This is a genomic window from Streptomyces sp. NPDC012827, assembly GCF_042900905.1.
Taxonomy (GTDB): Bacteria; Actinomycetota; Actinomycetes; order Streptomycetales; family Streptomycetaceae; genus Streptomyces; species Streptomyces gulbargensis.
The window spans coordinates 253,003-269,141 of sequence record NZ_JBIBBY010000009.1 but is presented as its reverse complement, the minus strand read 5'-3'; the positions used below and the strand labels follow the sequence as shown (position 1 = coordinate 269,141).

General features: G+C 74.8%; 17 protein-coding genes. 9 read left to right on the top strand and 8 right to left on the bottom strand.

What is annotated here, in order from left to right; all coding sequences use genetic code 11:
* Positions 1-14 precede the first annotated feature (14 nt).
* The 3 genes from ACFY60_RS21280 to ACFY60_RS21270 all read left to right on the top strand — a co-directional run bounded on the left by ACFY60_RS21280 (position 15) and on the right by ACFY60_RS21270 (position 3,064).
* Positions 15-440 carry an OsmC family protein gene (locus ACFY60_RS21280; RefSeq protein ID WP_309050928.1) on the top strand — a complete coding sequence of 142 codons (426 nt, stop codon included), beginning with the start codon at positions 15-17 and terminating at the stop codon, positions 438-440.
* Between the two features lie 177 nt (positions 441-617).
* A complete protein-coding gene (locus ACFY60_RS21275; RefSeq protein WP_388612429.1) occupies positions 618-1,991 on the top strand; it encodes an alkaline phosphatase PhoX in 1,374 nt (457 codons plus the stop codon).
* A 191-nt stretch (positions 1,992-2,182) separates the two neighbouring features.
* Positions 2,183-3,064 carry a polysaccharide deacetylase family protein gene (locus tag ACFY60_RS21270; RefSeq protein ID WP_388612427.1) on the top strand — a complete coding sequence of 294 codons (882 nt, stop codon included), beginning with the start codon at positions 2,183-2,185 and terminating at the stop codon, positions 3,062-3,064.
* 31 nt (positions 3,065-3,095) lie between these two features.
* On the opposite strand, the gene ACFY60_RS21265 is transcribed toward ACFY60_RS21270, so the two are convergent.
* The 4 genes from ACFY60_RS21265 to ACFY60_RS21250 are packed head-to-tail and all read right to left on the bottom strand — an operon-like array spanning position 3,096 to position 5,494.
* A complete protein-coding gene (locus ACFY60_RS21265) occupies positions 3,096-3,284 on the bottom strand; it encodes a hypothetical protein (RefSeq protein ID WP_309050931.1) in 189 nt (62 codons plus the stop codon).
* Between the two features lie 28 nt (positions 3,285-3,312).
* The gene (locus tag ACFY60_RS21260) at positions 3,313-3,963 is read right to left on the bottom strand and encodes an ABC transporter (protein ID WP_388612424.1); all 651 of its coding nucleotides are present in this window, start codon (positions 3,961-3,963) and stop codon (positions 3,313-3,315) included.
* The gene (locus ACFY60_RS21255; RefSeq protein ID WP_388612422.1) at positions 3,960-4,820 is read right to left on the bottom strand and encodes an ATP-binding cassette domain-containing protein; all 861 of its coding nucleotides are present in this window, start codon (positions 4,818-4,820) and stop codon (positions 3,960-3,962) included. Before ACFY60_RS21255 ends, ACFY60_RS21260 begins: the two co-directional genes overlap by 4 nt.
* Positions 4,817-5,494 carry an AIM24 family protein gene (locus ACFY60_RS21250; RefSeq protein ID WP_388612420.1) on the bottom strand — a complete coding sequence of 226 codons (678 nt, stop codon included), beginning with the start codon at positions 5,492-5,494 and terminating at the stop codon, positions 4,817-4,819. The genes ACFY60_RS21255 and ACFY60_RS21250 overlap by 4 nt, the downstream gene beginning before the upstream one ends.
* A 71-nt stretch (positions 5,495-5,565) precedes the next feature.
* On the opposite strand from ACFY60_RS21250, the gene ACFY60_RS21245 reads away from it, so the two are divergent.
* Positions 5,566-6,282: a peptidyl-tRNA hydrolase gene (locus ACFY60_RS21245; protein WP_388612419.1), complete on the top strand. Its 717-nt coding sequence runs from the start codon at positions 5,566-5,568 to the stop codon at positions 6,280-6,282.
* Positions 6,283-6,380: 98 nt separating this feature from the next.
* Here ACFY60_RS21245 and ACFY60_RS21240 read toward each other — a convergent pair whose 3' ends face one another.
* Positions 6,381-6,797, bottom strand: coding sequence for a hypothetical protein (locus ACFY60_RS21240; protein WP_388612417.1), 417 nt, complete (start codon positions 6,795-6,797; stop codon positions 6,381-6,383).
* Between the two features lie 224 nt (positions 6,798-7,021).
* On the opposite strand from ACFY60_RS21240, the gene ACFY60_RS21235 reads away from it, so the two are divergent.
* Positions 7,022-8,422, top strand: coding sequence for a DUF692 family multinuclear iron-containing protein (locus ACFY60_RS21235; protein WP_388612415.1), 1,401 nt, complete (start codon positions 7,022-7,024; stop codon positions 8,420-8,422).
* Positions 8,419-9,387, top strand: coding sequence for a TIGR04222 domain-containing membrane protein (locus tag ACFY60_RS21230; RefSeq protein WP_388612413.1), 969 nt, complete (start codon positions 8,419-8,421; stop codon positions 9,385-9,387). The genes ACFY60_RS21235 and ACFY60_RS21230 overlap by 4 nt, the downstream gene beginning before the upstream one ends.
* Before the next feature lie 196 nt (positions 9,388-9,583).
* Here ACFY60_RS21230 and hemQ read toward each other — a convergent pair whose 3' ends face one another.
* Entirely contained in the window at positions 9,584-10,297 is a 714-nt protein-coding gene (gene hemQ / locus ACFY60_RS21225) for a hydrogen peroxide-dependent heme synthase (protein WP_309051659.1), read from the bottom strand.
* A 17-nt stretch (positions 10,298-10,314) separates the two neighbouring features.
* Positions 10,315-11,766 (bottom strand): protoporphyrinogen oxidase, encoded by a 1,452-nt coding sequence (gene hemG, locus ACFY60_RS21220; RefSeq protein WP_388612410.1) that lies wholly within the window; start codon positions 11,764-11,766, stop codon positions 10,315-10,317.
* Positions 11,767-11,879: 113 nt separating this feature from the next.
* Between hemG and ACFY60_RS21215 the strand changes: the two genes are divergently transcribed.
* On the top strand, positions 11,880-13,253 hold the full coding sequence (locus tag ACFY60_RS21215) for an FAD-dependent oxidoreductase (RefSeq protein ID WP_388612408.1): 1,374 nt from the start codon (positions 11,880-11,882) through the stop codon (positions 13,251-13,253).
* A gap of 113 nt (positions 13,254-13,366) precedes the next feature.
* Here the strand turns inward: ACFY60_RS21215 and hemE are convergent, their stop codons facing one another.
* The gene (hemE, locus tag ACFY60_RS21210; protein WP_388612406.1) at positions 13,367-14,443 is read right to left on the bottom strand and encodes a uroporphyrinogen decarboxylase; all 1,077 of its coding nucleotides are present in this window, start codon (positions 14,441-14,443) and stop codon (positions 13,367-13,369) included.
* Positions 14,444-14,533: 90 nt separating this feature from the next.
* Between hemE and ACFY60_RS21205 the strand changes: the two genes are divergently transcribed.
* Together ACFY60_RS21205 and ACFY60_RS21200 are read left to right on the top strand one after the other, a co-directional pair.
* Positions 14,534-15,223: a DUF3000 domain-containing protein gene (locus ACFY60_RS21205; protein ID WP_388612404.1), complete on the top strand. Its 690-nt coding sequence runs from the start codon at positions 14,534-14,536 to the stop codon at positions 15,221-15,223.
* Between the two features lie 215 nt (positions 15,224-15,438).
* A complete protein-coding gene (locus ACFY60_RS21200) occupies positions 15,439-16,104 on the top strand; it encodes a response regulator transcription factor (protein WP_015037008.1) in 666 nt (221 codons plus the stop codon).
* Positions 16,105-16,139 lie beyond the last annotated feature (35 nt).

Here is a 16,139-nt window from a genome sequence, read left to right as displayed (position 1 = left end):
GAAAGGGATTCACCATGGCCACCGTGCGTCACGCCCACACCGTCTGGCAGGGCGACCTCCTCAAGGGCTCCGGCGTCGTCACCCTCGACTCCTCCGGTCTCGGTTCGTACGACGTGTCCTGGCCGGCCCGCTCCGAGGAGCCGAACGGCAAGACCAGCCCCGAGGAGCTCATCGCCGCCGCGCACTCCTCCTGCTTCTCGATGGCCTTCTCCAACGGTCTGGCCAAGGCCGGCAACGCGCCGACCCGCCTGGAGACCAAGGCCGACGTCACCTTCCAGCCCGGTGAGGGCATCACGGGCATCCACCTGACCGTGCGCGGCGAGGTTCCCGGCCTGGACGCCGACCAGTTCGCCTCGCTCGCCGAGGAGGCGAAGAAGAACTGCCCGGTCAGCCAGGCGCTCACCGGTACGACCATCACGCTCACCGCCGAGCTGGTCTGACCCTCCGTCCGTTCGCGGACGCGTCCTGAGGCGACGTCGACCCGCATGGTTCACGTGTCACCACGGCACGTGATACACCATGCGGGTCACACGTCACGTGTGCAGCACGTCACACACCTGTCCCTCCCCCTGCCCTTCGGCGCGGGGCGGGTACCGCCACAGGAAGTGAGTTGCCTCATGTCCGCGACACGACGTCAGATCCTCACCCGCACCGGCGCGTCCGCCGCCGGGATCGCCTTCTCCGGGGCCGTCTCGGAGCTGTTCGCCGGGACCGCCGCCGCCGCACCGGGCGGCCACACGGGCCGGGCGGGCTACGGTCCGCTGGTGCGCGACCCGCACGGACTGCTCGACCTTCCCGAGGGCTTCTCCTACAAGGTCCTCTCCCGCCAGGGCGAACGGCTCCGCTCGGGTGAGGGCGCCGTGCCCGGCAACCACGACGGCATGGGGGCCTTCGCCGGCCGCCGCGGCCGGGTCCACCTCGTACGGAACCACGAGAACCGCGCCACCGGCCGCATCGGCGTCCCGACCGTGCCCGGCCTGACGTACGACCCCGCCGCCAAGGGCGGCTGCACCGTCCTGGAGCTCGACGGACGCAACAACGTGCTGGGCGAGCGGGTCGGCGTGGCCGGCACCGCGGTCAACTGCGCGGGCGGGCCCACCCCGTGGAACACCTGGCTGACCTGCGAGGAGACCGAGGACAAGGCCGGCACCAACGGCTACGCCAAGGACCACGGCTTCATCTTCGAGGTCGATCCCGCCGACCCCCACCGCACCGGCGCCGTCCCGCTCACCGCGATGGGCCGTTTCCAGCACGAGGCCGTCGCCGTCGACCCGGCGAGCGGCATCGTGTACGAGACGGAGGACGCCTTCGAGCGGCCCTTCGGCCTCTTCTACCGCTTCCTCCCGCACAAGCCGCTCGGCGGCACCGGGTCGCTCCGCGCGGGCGGCGCCCTGGAGGCCATGCGGGTGCCCGGGGTGCCGGACCTGTCCGTGATCCAGGAGACCGGCGCCCGGTTCGAGGGCGTCGAGTGGGTCCCCGTACCGGACCCGCAGGCGGTGGAGACGCCCATCCGGCTCCAGGACTTCGGGCCGAAGGGCATCACCCACGCGCAGAAGCTGGAGGGCTGCTACTGGGGCGGGCGGGCCGTCTACTTCGTCTCCTCCTTCGCCCGCGTCAGGGACGGTTCCGGGGCCACCCACTTCGGCCAGGTGTGGAAGTACGAGCCGCACCGGCGCCGGCTCACCCTGGTCGTCGTCTTCGGCCCGAGCACCGACATCCAGCTGCCGGGCGAGACCCCGGACAACATCTGCCTCACGCCGACCGGCGGCCTGATGGTCTGCGAGGACGGCGACGGGGCGCAGCACGTGTACGGGCTGAGCCGGAAGGGCGAGGTGTACGCGGTGGCCCGGGGGGCCCAGAACATCGGCACCCCGCAGGAGCCGGAGTGGGGCGAGTTCGCCGGCGTCACCTTCTCCCCCGACGGCACCACCATGTACGTCAACTGCTACTCACCGGGGACGACCTTCGCGGTGACGGGCCCCTGGCGCTGACCGCCGCCTTCCGCACGGGCCTCCCCCGCTGTCCCCGTCCGCCCCGCCGGCAGCCGCCGGCGGGGCGGACGCGTGACGGCGGTGGGAAGGACGAGGGCGTTGGGGTGGGAGTGCGGGGCGGCGCCGTGCCGCTGGCGGAGGACGATCATCTGATCAGTTAGCTTCCGCATGTGACCATTTCCGTACGAAAAGTGACGGTATTGACGCTGCTGGGCTCGCTGGTGGGTTCCGCTCTGGTCGGCTGCGGAGCCGACGGCGGGGGGATGGCCGACGCCACCGCGCCCCGGGCGGCCGTCGGCGGGGGCGGCGGACCGAGCGCGCCGGCCCGGGCCGGCGGCGCGGCGCCCGCGGCGGAGCGGAAGGCCCCCGCCGCTCCCCCGACGCTCGCGCCCCGGCCCGGCGGCCTCACCCCCGTCTACACGCACCGGGCGAAGAGTGCGGAGAAGGTCGTCGCGCTCACCTTCGACGCCGACATGACCGCCGACCAGGGCCCCCGGGCCGCCCGGGGCGAGCGCTTCGACCATCCGGAACTCATCGCCACCCTCCGCCGCCTCCGGGTCGGCGCGACGGTCTTCATGACGGGCCGGTGGGCGGAGGAGTACCCGGACCAGGCCCGTGCGATCGGCCGCGACCCCCTCTTCGAGATCGCCAACCACTCCTACAGCCACTACGCCTTCGCCTCGCCCTGCTACGGGCTGCCGGAGGTCGCCGCGCCGGACATGGCGGCGGACGTCCGGCGGGCCTTCGACTCCTTCCGGGACGCCGGCGCCGTCCATGTCGTGCCGTACTTCCGCTTCCCCGGGGGCTGCTACGACGACACGGCGCTGCGGGCCCTGGCGCCCACCGGGGTCACGGCGGTCCAGTGGGACGTGGTCGGCGGCGACGCCTTCGCCGAGGACGCGGACGCCGTCGCGGAGCAGGTGCTCGCCGGGGTGAAACCCGGTTCGGTCGTCGTCCTGCACTGCACGCGGAGCGCCGCCCCGGTCACCGAGCGGGCCGTCCGCCGGATCGTGCCGGAGCTGCGGGCGCGCGGCTACCGCTTCGTGAAGGTCTCGGAGCTCATGCGGGGCTGAGAAGGCCGGCGGCCCGGCCCGTACCGCCGGTTCAGCCGGAGCAGGCCGTGCGCTCGGCCTCGCGCCATTCGCAGACCGGGCAGAGGGTGATGCCCTTGGTGGACTCGGGGTACTCGGTCGGTTCCTGGCACAGGACGCAGGCGGCGTACGGACCCTCGCTCGCCGGTGCGGGCTTCGGTTCGCTCGCGGGGGCGCAGGTGAAGCCGGATTCCGTGGTCATGCCCTCGAGCGTACTGCGGTCCCGCGCCTCACTCCAGGCGCGCGGTGGCCCGGCGGGAGAGGGCCGCGACGGCCGACGCGAGGACCAGGGCCCCGGCAGCGGAGGGCAGCAGCCCGGTCAGGACGCCGGGGCCGGAACCGGTCGTCAGGACGGTCACCGCGTGCCGGGCGGGCGAACCGGGCGCCATCAGGGCGAGCAGCGCGCCCACGACGAGGGCCGCCAGCGACCAGCCGGTGGCCTTGAGGAACGGGCGGCTCGCGAGGGCGCCGACGGCGGCCCCCACCAGGACGCAGGCCGTGGCGCCGAGCAGCCCGGCCGTGACCGCCGCCGCCGGGCCGACGCCCCGTGTGTCGGTGACCGCGACGACCGTGCCCACGGCGACCGCGCCGGCCAGAGCCGCCCCGCCGGCCCCCGTGAGCAGCGCCGCCAGATGCCCCCGGCCCCGGCCGGCGGCGGCCGCCACGACGGCACGGGCGGCGGGCGGTTCCTGGGTGAGGCAGATCCGTACCGCCCAGGCCGTCACCGGCAGCAGGGCCGCGGCGGTGAGGGCGAGCGCGCCGAGCACCGGCTCGCCCGCGTGGACGCCGATGCCGAGGACGGCGGCGTACAGGACGAGAGGGGCGAGCCAGCGCTGGGAGCGGAGCAGCAGCCCCGCGTGGTAGCGCACCAGCGCGGTCATACCCGTACGTCCCCCTCGTCGTTCCGGTCGGCCTCGGCGGGTGCGAGCCGGTGAATGTGCCAGGAGGCGGCGAGCAGCGCCGCGAGGAGGGCGTCGGAGCGGTCGGCGGGCACGGTGAGGACGGTGGCATCCCCCTGCCCCGGGGCGACGGCCGTCCCGCCCGGCAGGTCCGGGGGCAGCGCCCGCCCACCGGAGGCGACGATCCGCACCCGCCGGCCGGTGGCGGGGCACGGCCGCGCGGGGACGGCCGCGGGCCGTACGCGCCCCTGGGCCACCGCGTACTCCGCGTCGGCCTCGCCCTCCAGCCGGCGCGGGTCGTGGTCGACGAAGACGACCGTGGCGCCCTGCGCGACCCGCTCGCACACCGCGTGGTCGAGAACGGTGCGGGAGACCGTGTCGAGGCCGGTCCAGGCCTCGTCGAGGACGAGGAGGCCGGGGTCGGCCAGCAGCGCCTGGGCGACGGCGACCTTCTGGGCGGTCCCCTTCGACAGCTCGGCGAGCGGGGTACGGGCGTGCCGCGCGGCCCCGAGCCGTTCCAGCCACTCCCCCGCCCGGTCCCGGGCCGCCGCGCCCCGCAGCCCCTGCACCCGCCCGAGGTGGATCAGGTAGTCGAGGGCGGTGAACGGCAGCGCGGCCGGGAAGCGTTCGGGTACGTACGCGGTGCGGGCCGGGCGGCCGGTGACGCGGCCCTCGGCGGGCGCGTCGACGCCCGCGACCAGCCGGAGCAGCGTGGACTTGCCGGAGCCGTTGCCGCCGGTGACGCGGACGAGGCGGGAGGCGGGCAGGTCGAGGTCGACCCCGCGCAGGGCCCACGGCCCGCGCGGGCCGTACCGGCGCCCGACCCCCGTCAGCCTCACCCGGAGGAGTTCTTCTGCGGGGTGAGCTCGCTCGGACGGACGACGACGAAGCCCTCGCCCTCCAGCTTCAGCTGGACGGCCTCCCCCGAGCCGCCGCGGATCATCGAACCGACGGACTGCGAGCGGTGCAGCGAGGTCTGCAGCCGCTCGCTCCAGCCGACGACGGCGTCGGTGTCGACGAAGACCGGGACCTGCGGCGAGACGGGGATGACGATCGGGGTGCCCTCGCAGACCAGGGCGATCTTGCCGTGGCCGGAGAAGACGGAGTTGAAGAGGCCGCCGCCGGTCATGCCGGCGCCCTTCACGGTCCTGATCTCGTACTGGAGGGTGGCGTCGAAGCAGAGCACGTTGCGGCCGTTGACGGTGAGGGCGTCGCCCGGCTCGATCTCCACGAGGAAGCAGTTCTGCGCCTCGTGCGCGAACCACGCCTCCCCCCGGCCGCGCACGGCCATCAGCGGCAGTCCCTCCCCGGTCACGGCCCGCTTGAGCATGCCGCCGATGCCCTGGCCCTTGCGCTCGAACCGGAGATCGCCCCGGAAGGCGATCATGGAGCCCTGACGGGCGTGCATCTCGCCGTCGACCGTGTACTTGACCGCCTTGGCGTTCTGCAGCGTCATGCCCGGGGCACCGGCCGCTCCTGCCAGGTGCTCACCGGCGAAGAGATCGCTTTTCATGACGGGCATCCTGACCCGGAACGTCCTGTTCCCACAAGATCGCCCCGAAGCGGGGGTGGCAGACTTGCCGGGTGAGCAGCAACGACACCCCGCACGCCGACGCCCGCGACGAGAAGCCGCAGTTCGTCCTGCCCCTGGTGGTCCGGATCGAGCGGGACGCGCCGCCGTCCCGCACCGACGCCCTGGAGACCGCCGCCCGCGCCGTCCTGGAGCTGCTCGGCGACGACCGCTCGACCGGCGACGGCGCGTGGGCCCGGGCCGTCGCCGACTGGGAGGACGCCCGCATCCGCAAGGTGGTGCGCCGCGCCCGCGGCGCGGAGTGGCGCCGCGCGGCGGCCCTGCCGGGCCTCACGGTGACCGGCGCGGAGGCGGAGGTACGGGTCTTCCCGCCGGTGCCGCTGGACGGCTGGCCCAAGGAGCTGGCCCGCCTCCAGGTCTCCGGCACGGACCTCGACGACCCGGCCGCCCCCGGGCCGGTCCCCGACGGCGCGGTGACCCTGTGGGTGAACCCGGACCTCACCATGACGGCGGGCAAGGCGATGGCCCAGACGGGTCACGGCGCGCAACTGCTGTGGTGGGCCATGGACGACTCCGACCGCAAGGCCTGGCGCGAGGCCGGCTTCCCCCTCGCCGTCCGCACCGCCTCCCCCGGCCACTGGGCCGCCCTGACGGCGAGCCACCTCCCGGTGGTCCGCGACGCCGGCTTCACCGAGATCGCCCCGGGCCCCACCGTCGTCTCCGAGGGCACCCCCCGCTTCGCCCCTCACCTGCGCCTCGACCGCCCCTGACGCCCCTCCTCCGGCGCCCGGCCCGGATTCCTGAGGCATGGAAGAACGCCACAGGGTCCGGGCCGGGGTTCCGAACGCCCCGGGCCCGCACCCGCGTCTTACCCTTCGCGGCGCTCCTGCCGGTCAAGGAGCGAAACAAGCTCCTGCGCGGTGACCGGCCCGCCGTCGCGAACGGGCTGCCCGATGTCGGACGGCCAGCCGGGCCTGACACGGGCGGCGAAGTCCGCGAAGTCCTTCCGCAGGTACTGCGGGGCGGACGGCTTCAGACGGATCTGCCGGCGGCTGTCCGCCCACCAGACCTCGAAATCGGTGACGGTGCCCTCGGCGGGCCATTGTTCTGCCTCTTCCGGCAGCAGCAGGACGTCGACGAAGCCCCCGACGCCCAGGCCGACATCCACGAAGATCCCTGTCGCCCCCGGGCTCGGCACCTTCACGACGGTGCCCCGCAGCACCTGCCCGAAGCGCAGATTCCCTCGAAGCCGCTTCCATTCCGCATCCGTGATCACACGGCTCATCCTCCCAGCGCCTCCGCACCGAGTCAGCGGCGTCGGCTTCTCGCCGGGCGGGGCGTCCGGCGAGAAGGCGGTACCCCCCCCCGGGGCTCCGACCGCGGCTCCGCCGGCAGGACCCCGGGCCCGCGAACCTCAAATGAAGCTCTGAACGTCCCCCTCCCAGGGTTCGGGCGTTTCCCGGGGGGCCATCACCTCAGGGACCGGGGTCCGACGGAGGGGGACGGGACATGCGGGAACTGGGGATCGGGATCGGCTGGCGGCCGGAGATCGCGGAGGCGGTCGAGGCGCTGCCCGGGGTGGACTGGGTGGAGGTCGTCGCGGAGAACATCTGCGCCGGTCACCTGCCGGACTCCCTGGTCCGGCTGCGGGAGCGCGGGGTGACCGTCGTGCCGCACGGGGTGTCGCTCGGCCTCGGCGGCGCCGACCGCCCCGACCCGGCCCGCCTGGCCGCGCTCGGGGAGAAGGCGACGGCGCTGGGGGCGCCGCTGGTAACGGAGCACATCGCGTTCGTGCGGGCCGGGGGGCCGCTCACCGCGACACCGCTGCTGGAGGCCGGCCATCTGCTGCCGGTGCCCCGCACCCGCGACGCCCTGGACGTGCTGTGCGAGAACGTGCGGATCGCGCAGGACGCCCTGCCGGTGCCGCTCGCCCTGGAGAACATCGCCGCCCTCTTCTCCTGGCCGGACCAGGAGATGACGGAGGGCCGGTTCCTCGCCGAGCTGGTGGAACGCACCGGGGTACGGCTCCTGATCGACGTCGCCAACCTGCACACCAACCACCTCAACCGGGGCGAGGACCCCGCGCGGGCCCTGGCCGAGCTTCCCGTGGAGGCCATCGCTTACGTCCACGTCGCGGGCGGCGTCGAACGCGACGGTGTCTGGCACGACACCCACGCCCACCCCGTACCCGAACCCGTTCTCGGTATTCTCGCGGACCTCTCCTCCCGGGTCAGCCCGCCCGGGGTCCTCCTTGAACGGGACGACCGTTTCCCGCCGACGGAGGAGCTGGCCTCGGAGCTCGCGACGATCCGCGCCACCGTGTCGGCGGCGCGCCCGGTGGACCGGCGCGGGGCGTCCGTGGCCCGCACGGCAGCCGCGGCACGCACCCCGCTGCTCATCGGCGCGGGCGCGCGCGTCTCGGGCGGTCCGATGCTGGCCGCCGCCGCCGCGCCGTCGCCGCCCGCCGTGGAGGTGCCCTCCGTGCGGACCGACGAGGCGCGGCAGCGGGTCGGTGTGGCACAGGCGGCGCTGCTGTCGGCGCTGGTGGCGGGGACGCCGGTGCCGGAGGGGTTCGACCAGCGGCGGCTCGGAGTGCAGGCACGGGCGCTCGCGGCCAAGCGGGCGGGGGTGGTCGCAAAGGTCGCGCCGGAGCTGCCGGAGATCCTGGGCGAGGCGTACCGGTCGGCGTTCCTGGCGTACGCGAGGTCCCGGCCGATGACCGGCGGTTACCGCCGGGACGCGCTGGCCTTCGTCGAGAACCTGCTGGTCGCGGGCCGCCCCGAGGATCCGGTGGTGCGGCGCCGTCTGACGCGCTGGTGGCAGGAGCGGGCCGGGAGCCGGCCGCCCGGCCGGGCCGCCCGGCTGGTCCGGGCCGCCCGCGAGGTCCTGGCGGGGGGTGGTCGCCGGTGAACATCCTCGTCGTCCTCGTGTACGTGGCCGCGGTCGCCGCCGTCACGCTGCTGGTGGTGCGGGTCGTCCGGCCGCCGGGCAGCCCCCGGGCGGCGGGCGGGCCGGTCCACGACCGGTACGAGGCCGCGTTCCTGAACGGCGGCCCGGCCCGGGTCGTGGACACCGCGCTCGCCTCGCTCCACGCCGACGGGCGGCTGGCCGTCGGCGGGCCCGGGATCGTGACCGCGCCGCCGGCCGCCGCCCCGCGTGACCCGGTGGAGCAGGCCGTGCTGGAGGAGATCGCGGCGGCTCCGTACGGGGCCCTGCATCATCTGCGGCTCGCGGTGATGCGGCGCCCGTCCGTCCAGCGGATCGGGCACGGGCTGGCGGCCCGCGGCCTGGTCACGGAGCCTTCCGCACGGAACACGACCCGGGTGCTCTGCCTCGTCCTGGGCATCCTGGCGTTCCTGCTCCTCCCGGTGTCGATCGTGCTGTCCGTGATGGAGGCCGCCGCGAAGGAGGAGCCGGTGGCCCCGTTCGTCCTCAAGGTGCTGCCGGCGCTGATCGGCGTGATCGTCGCGGCCATCGCCTGCTGGGCGGCGTCGGCGGGTGCGGTGACGTCGGCGGGGTGGCGGGCCCTGGGCGCGTACGGCGCGGCTCACGGCCATCTCCGGGACGCCGGGCATCTGGTGGCGCTGCACGGTCTGGGGGCGCTGCCGGATCCGGTGCTGCGGGACCAGCTCGTCGCCGCGGCGCGGATGTACGGGCGGGGCCGGCCGGTTCCTTCCTCGTCCGGCGGTGGTACGTCGGCGGACGAGGGCGCCGTGTGGTGCGCGGGCGGCGGTTACGACGGCGGGGGCGGCTCGGGCGGCGGGGGCGCCTGTTCGGGCGGGAGCTCGTGCGGGGGCGGCTCGGGTGGCAGCTCCTGCGGCGGCGGTTCGGGCGGCGGGAGTTCGTGCGGGGGCGGTGGCGGCTCCAGCAGCTGAGGCCGCGCCCGGGATGTCCGGCGGCTCGGGCCGGGGGGAAGACGCCGGTGCGGCGCGCGTGGGACGCGCGCCGCACCCGGTGCCGGACCCGGTGTCGCTGGAGCGGCGGGCAACGGTCACGCCCGCCGTCTGATCTTCCGGGTCGAGGGGTGGGGGTCCGGCCGGGGGCCGGGCCGCCACCAGGTTCGTACGGCCGTCAGGCCAGGCCCGCCACCAGGTCGCCGACGCTCTTGCGGCGGCCGGTGTAGAACGGGACCTCCTCGCGGACGTGCATGCGGGCCTCGGAGCCGCGCAGGTGACGCATGAGGTCGACGATGCGGTGCAGTTCGTCGGCCTCGAAGGCGAGGAGCCACTCGTAGTCGCCGAGGGAGAAGGAGGCGACGGTGTTGGCGCGGACGTCGGGGAAGCCGCGGGCCATCTTGCCGTGGTCGGCCAGCATGCGGCGGCGGTCCTCGTCCGGCAGCAGGTACCAGTCGTAGGAGCGGACGAAGGGGTAGACCGAGACGTAGTCGCGCGGGGTCTCGTCGGCGAGGAAGGCCGGGATGTGCGACTTGTTGAACTCGGCGGGGCGGTGCAGCGCCATGTTGGACCAGACCGGCTCCAGGGCGCGGCCGAGCTTGGTGCGGCGGAAGAGGTTGTACGCCTCCTGGAGCTCGTCGCTCGTCTCGGCGTGCCACCAGATCATGACGTCGGCGTCGGCGCGGAGACCGGAGAGGTCGTACGTGCCGCGGACGGTGATGTCCTTGGCGGCGAGCTGGTCGAACAGCTCCTGGACCTCGTCGGCGTATCCGGCGCGGTCGGCGGGCAGGACGTCGCGCAGCTTGAACACGGACCACAGGGTGTAGCGGATGACCTCGTTGAGGTCCTTCGCCTTCTTACCGGCGTTCGGGATCTTTTCGGGCGCACTCATACGCCTATTCTCGCCCGTCACGAGGAGTGCCCCGCACCGGGGTGGGGGGTTCGCCGCGTGGCGATGATCTCGTCGGCGGCGCGGTGGGCGGAGGCGATGCAGGCGGGGATGCCGACGCCGTCGTACGCGGCGCCCGCGAGCCGCAGTCCGGGGAGGGCGGCGACGGCCTCGCGGACGCGGGCGACGCGGGCGAGGTGGCCGACGGGGTACTGGGGCAGGCCGCCGGTCCAGCGGGTGACGGTGGTGGCGACGGGGCGGGCGGTGAGGCCGGTGGCGGCGGCGAGGTCCTTGAGGGAGGCGGCGACGAGGTCGGCGTCGTCCCGGTGGAGCTGTTCCTCCTCGCCGTGGCGGCCGACGGAGGTGCGGAGCAGGAAGAGGTCGGGGGCGTGTTCGGAGACCCAGCGCCATTTCCGGCTGGAGAAGGTGGAGGCCTTGATGGTGTGCCCGTCGACGGGCGGCACGAGGAAGCCGGAGCCGGTGAGGGCGGGCATGTCGGCGCGGCGGAAGGCGAGGGTGACGAGGGCCATGGAGGCGTACTCGACGGCGGCGAGGTCGGCGGCGGCGGCCGGGGCGTGGTCGGCGAGGAGGCCGGCGGCGGGTCCGGCGGGGGTGGCGAGGAGGACGGCGTCGGCGTCGAGGACGCGGCCGGGGGTGACGACCTGCCAGCCGGTGGCGCCGGGGCGGCGCAGGGCGGTGACGGGCGTGCCGGTGCGGATCTCGCCGCCGGCGGCGCGGACGGCGGCGGCGACGGCGGCGGGCAGGGTGCCGATGCCGCCGTCGAGGCCGGCGAAGACGGAGCCGCCGAGGCCGGTGGCGGCGCCGGCCGCGTCGGCGGGGACGGCGGCGCCGGCCCGCTGGACGGCGCGGACGGCTTCGGTGAGGGCGGGGTGGCGGCGGGCGGCGTCGAAGAGGGCGGGGACGGCGGCCTTCATGGAGATGCGGTAGGCGTCGCCGGCGTAGACGCCGCCGAGGAGGGGTTCGACGAGCCGGTCGACGACCTCGTGGCCCATGCGGGCGGCGACGTACGCGCCGATGGCGGTGTCGTCGCCGATCTCGGTGGGGGGCAGGTCGCCGTCCTGTCCGATCCGGCGCACGCCTTCCTCGGACAGGAGGTCTTCGACGGCGCGGGCGTCGCCGGGGACGCCCATGACGTGCCCCTTGGGCATGGGCACGAGCCGGCCCCGGGACCAGACGGAGGCGGTGGTGGTGGCGGGGCCCTGGAGCCGTTCGCCGAGCCCGACGTCGCGGGCGAGGGCGACGGCCTCGGGGCGGCGGGCGAGCAGCGACTCGGCGCCGAGGTCCACGGGGGCGCCGGCGATCTCTCCGGAGAGCAGTTTCCCGCCGAGCCGGTCGTCGCCTTCGAGGAGGGTGACGCGCGCGCCCCCGGCGAGCAGCCGGCGCGCGGCGGCGAGCCCGGCGATGCCGCCGCCCGCGACGACGACGTGGGGTCCCGTGGTGTCCGCGTTCATGCCCCCACTCTCTCAAACCGCCTCGGCACCCCACCGCAGGCGGCCCGGCACGCCCGGGGCCGTGAGCCCGGCTCGGGCGCCCGGAGGCGAACCGAGCCCATGAGAATGGCCCCATGACGGAACGACTGGTGGTCATCGGTGGGGACGCGGCGGGGATGTCGGCCGCTTCGCAGGCGCGCAGGCTCAAGGGCGCGGGCGAGTTGGAGATCGTGGCGTTCGAGCGGGGGCGCTTCTCCTCGTATTCGGCGTGCGGGATTCCGTACTGGGTGAGTGGGGACGTGCCGGGGCGGGAGGAGTTGATCGCGCGGGCACCTGAGGAGCATCGGGCGCGGGACATCGATCTGCGGATGCGGACGGAGGTGACGGAGCTCGATGTGCCGGGGCAGCGGGTGCGGTGGCGGGACGTGGAGTCGGGTGCGGAGGGCTGGACGGGGTTCGACCGGCTGGTGATCGCGACGGGGGCGCGGCCGTTGCGTCCGCCGGTGCCGGGGGTGGACGCGCGGGGGGTGTTCGGGGTCCAGACGCTGGAGGACGGGCAGGCGTTGCTGGACGGGCTGTCGGGGGCGCGGGGGCGCCGGGCGGTCGTGGTGGGGGCCGGGTACATCGGGGTGGAGATGGCGGAGGCGCTGTTGAAGCGGGGCTTCGAGGTGACGGTGGTGAACCGGAGCGAGCAGCCGATGTCGACGCTGGATCCGGAGATGGGGCGGCTGGTGCACCGGGCGATGGACGGGCTGGGGATCCGGACGGTGGGGTCCGCCGAGGTGACGGGGTTCGTGGTGGACGGGGACGGCCGGGTGCGGGCGGTGGCGACGGACGCGGCGGAGTATCCGGCGGATGTGGTGGTGCTGGGGGTGGGGGTGGTGCCGGAGACTTCGCTGGCACAGGCCGCGGGGCTGCCGCTGGGGTCGTACGGGGGGTTGCTGACGGATCTGGCGATGCGGGTGCGGGGCCAGGAGAACGTCTGGGCGGGTGGTGACTGTGTGGAGGTGCTGGATCTGGTGTCGGGCCGGGAGCAGTACGTGCCGCTGGGGACGCACGCGAACAAGCAGGGCCAGGTGATCGGCTCGAACGTGGGCGGGGACTACGCGACGTTCCCGGGGGTGGTGGGGACGGCGGTGTCGAAGGTGTGCGATCTGGAGATCGCGCGGACGGGCCTGCGGGAGAGGGACGCCCGGGAGGTGGGGCTGCGGTTCGTGTCGGTGACGGTGGAGTCGACGAGCCGGGCGGGCTACTGCCCGGGGGCGGCGCCGATGACGGTGAAGATGCTGGCGGAGCGGCGGACGGGCCGGCTGCTGGGGGTGCAGATCGTGGGCCGGGAGGGTGCGGCGAAGCGGGTGGACGTGGCGGCGGTGGCGCTGTCGGCGCGGATGTCGGTGGAGGAGGTGGCGGCGCTGGATCTGGGGTACGCGCCGCCGTTCTCGCCGGTGTGGGATCCGGTGCTCGTGGCGGCCCGGAAGGCGGTGGCGGCGGTGCGGGCGGCCGGCTGACGAGCCGGGGGGCCGGTCCTCTCCTTCGGGTCGGCCCGTGACGACGGCGGCGGGGCCGGTCCCGTACCTTCCGTACGGTCCCGGCCCCGCCGTCGTGCTCGGCGCGGGCGGCGTCAGACGGCCGTCCGGGTGTGCACGTACTCGACGAGCCGGGTCAGCGCGTCGGGGTCGGTGGTGGGCAGCACGCCGTGGCCGAGGTTGAAGACGTGTCCTTCGAGGTCCCGGGCGGCGGCGAGGACCTCGTCGGTCTTGGCTTCGACGGCCTCGCGGGAGGAGAAGAGGACGGCGGGGTCGAGGTTGCCCTGGAGGGCCTTGCCGGGGCCGACGCGGCGGGCGGCCTCGTCGAGGGGGACGCGCCAGTCGACGCCGACGACGTCGGCGCCGGCCTCGCCCATGAGGCCGAGCAGTTCGCCGGTGCCGACGCCGAAGTGGATGCGGGGGACGCCGTGGCCGGCGACGGCGTCGAAGACCTTGGTGGAGGCGGGCATCACGGAGCGGCGGTAGTCGGCGGGGGCGAGCGCGCCGACCCAGGAGTCGAACAGCTGGACGGCGGAGACGCCGGCCTCGATCTGGACGGTGAGGAAGGCGGCGGTGATGTCGGCGAGGCGGTCGAGGAGGTCGGCCCAGAGCTGCGGGTCGCCGTACATGAGCGCCTTGGTGTGCTCGTGGTTGCGGGACGGGCCGCCCTCGACGAGGTAGCTCGCGAGGGTGAAGGGCGCGCCGGCGAAGCCGATGAGCGGGGTCTCGCCCAGTTCGGCGGTGAGCATGCCGATGGCCTCGGTGACGTAGTGGACGTCCTCGGGGGTGAGGTCGCGCAGGCGGTCGAGGTCGGCGCGGGTGCGGATGGGCTCGGCGACGACGGGGCCGACGCCGGGCTTGATGTCGAGGTCGATGCCGATGGCCTTGAGGGGGACGACGATGTCGCTGAAGAAGATGGCGGCGTCGACCTTGTGGCGGCGTACGGGCTGGAGGGTGATCTCGGTGACCAGCTCGGGCCGCATGCACGACTCGAGCATGGGGATGCCCTCGCGGACCTTGAGGTACTCGGGGAGGGAGCGCCCGGCCTGTCGCATGAACCAGACGGGGGTGTGGGGTACGGGCTCGCGCCGGCACGCCTTGAGGAACGCGGAGTCGTACGTCCGCGACTGCTGCTTCGTCTGCTGGCCCGTCGGGCTGTCCATGGCACTCACGCCCAAATCTTCGCATGTGGCGGTAAGCCGCTCGTGCGGGGCGGGTGTCCCTCCCTGCGCGGCGGCCCCGTTCCGCCTACTCTTCCCCGCATGGCTGCGGCTCAGGGACATTTTTCCGATCATTCCGAGGGCAATCGAGGGGCGGGCGACACGGCGGGGGGTACGGAGGGGGACGCGGCGCCGCCGGCGTTCCGGCGGGCGGTCGAGGGCTTGCGTGCGGCGCGGCTGCGGCCGGAGATGGAGGTCGATCCGACGCGGCCGCCGCAGCGTCTCGCCCCGTACGCCTACGCGGTGGAGGCGGCGGTGGTGGACGGCGAGGATGATCTGGCGGACGGGCGGCTGGTCCTGTTGCACGATCCGGACGGCCACGAGGCCTGGAAGGGAACGTTCCGGCTGGTGACGCTGGTGCGGGCGGAGCTGGAGCCGGAGATGGCGGCCGATCCTCTGCTGCCGGAGGTGTGCTGGTCGTGGCTGACGGGCGCGCTGGAGGCGCGGGGGCTGGCGTACGGCGAGGCGAGCGGGACCGTGACGATGGCGGGCTCGCACTATTTCGGGGGCCTGGCGGACCGCAGGCCGGCGACGCAGATCGAGATCAGGGCGTCGTGGACGCCGCGCGAGGGGCTGGGCGGGGCGCCGGACACGGGGGCGCACCTGGCGGCGTGGTGCGATCTGCTGTGCCAGATCGCGGGGCTGCCGCCGGTGGCTCCTGAGCCGGGTTCGACGACGGCCGGGGCGGGGGTTGTGTCGCTGCCCCAGCGGCGGGGGCCGCAGGGCGCTTGACGGGGTCCCCCGTGGGGGTGAGCGGCGGGGACGTTCCGGCCGACGCTCGCTCACGCGTCCGAATTGCCCGAATTGTTACTCACTAAATCGTGATCTTTCCCTAAAGGCGGGCGGCCCTGCTGCCGAAGGATTCAGTGACCCCTTCACAGCACGGGTTCGCCCCCGGCTTCTTCCCCGAGCCGGCTCCGTCCCGCACCTTCCCCCCAGGAGGCCTGGTGTCCGTTCTCCTCGAGCAGCCCGCAAGCCTGGTCGCCTACCGCCCGAACAAGCCGACGGCCATGGTCGTCGTGGCCGACCCGCGCGTCCGCTCCACCGTCACCCGCCACCTGTGGGCCCTCGGAGTACGTGACGTGATCGAGGCGTCGTCCATCGCGGAGGCCCGTCCCCGCGTCGGCAACCCGCGCGACATCTGCGTGGCCGACGTCCACCTGCCCGACGGCAGCGGTCTGACCCTGCTGTCCGAGACCCGCGCCGCGGGCTGGCCCAACGGCCTGGCCCTCTCGGCCGCCGACGACATCGGCGCCGTGCGCAACGCCCTCGCCGGCGGCGTCAAGGGCTATGTCGTCACCGGCACCCGTACCAACATCGGGCACCCGACACGCCCGGGTGCCGCGCCGATCGGCGCCGCCGCCGCCCGCCTCGGCCACCGCCGCCCCCCGGGTGCCCCGAGCCACCCGGGCGGCTACCGCGAGCTCTCCGGCCGTGAGGTCGAGGTGCTGCGGCTGGTGGCCGAGGGACAGTCCAACAAGGCGATCGGCGTCTCCATGGGCCTCTCGGCCCTGACCGTCAAGAGCCACCTCGCCCGCATCGCCCGCAAGCTGGGCACCGGCGACCGCGCCGGGATGGTCGCGGTGGCCCTGCGCACCGGAATCATCCACTGAGGCACCACCGGCGCGCCGCGGTCACCTGTCGACGG

What these genes read in the sequence shown, in the direction of transcription:
- ACFY60_RS21280 (WP_309050928.1), top strand. Translation starts at nt 15, where the DNA reads ATGGCCACCGTGCGTCACGCCCACACCGTCTGGCAGGGCGACCTCCTC.
- hemQ (WP_309051659.1), bottom strand. Translation starts at nt 10,297, where the DNA reads ATGAGTGCGCCCGAAAAGATCCCGAACGCCGGTAAGAAGGCGAAGGAC.
- ACFY60_RS21215 (WP_388612408.1), top strand. Translation starts at nt 11,880, where the DNA reads ATGACGGAACGACTGGTGGTCATCGGTGGGGACGCGGCGGGGATGTCG.
- ACFY60_RS21275 (WP_388612429.1), top strand. Translation starts at nt 618, where the DNA reads ATGTCCGCGACACGACGTCAGATCCTCACCCGCACCGGCGCGTCCGCC.
- ACFY60_RS21235 (WP_388612415.1), top strand. Translation starts at nt 7,022, where the DNA reads ATGCGGGAACTGGGGATCGGGATCGGCTGGCGGCCGGAGATCGCGGAG.
- ACFY60_RS21205 (WP_388612404.1), top strand. Translation starts at nt 14,534, where the DNA reads ATGGCTGCGGCTCAGGGACATTTTTCCGATCATTCCGAGGGCAATCGA.
- hemG (WP_388612410.1), bottom strand. Translation starts at nt 11,766, where the DNA reads ATGAACGCGGACACCACGGGACCCCACGTCGTCGTCGCGGGCGGCGGC.
- ACFY60_RS21250 (WP_388612420.1), bottom strand. Translation starts at nt 5,494, where the DNA reads ATGAAAAGCGATCTCTTCGCCGGTGAGCACCTGGCAGGAGCGGCCGGT.
- ACFY60_RS21260 (WP_388612424.1), bottom strand. Translation starts at nt 3,963, where the DNA reads ATGACCGCGCTGGTGCGCTACCACGCGGGGCTGCTGCTCCGCTCCCAG.
- ACFY60_RS21240 (WP_388612417.1), bottom strand. Translation starts at nt 6,797, where the DNA reads ATGAGCCGTGTGATCACGGATGCGGAATGGAAGCGGCTTCGAGGGAAT.
- ACFY60_RS21265 (WP_309050931.1), bottom strand. Translation starts at nt 3,284, where the DNA reads ATGACCACGGAATCCGGCTTCACCTGCGCCCCCGCGAGCGAACCGAAG.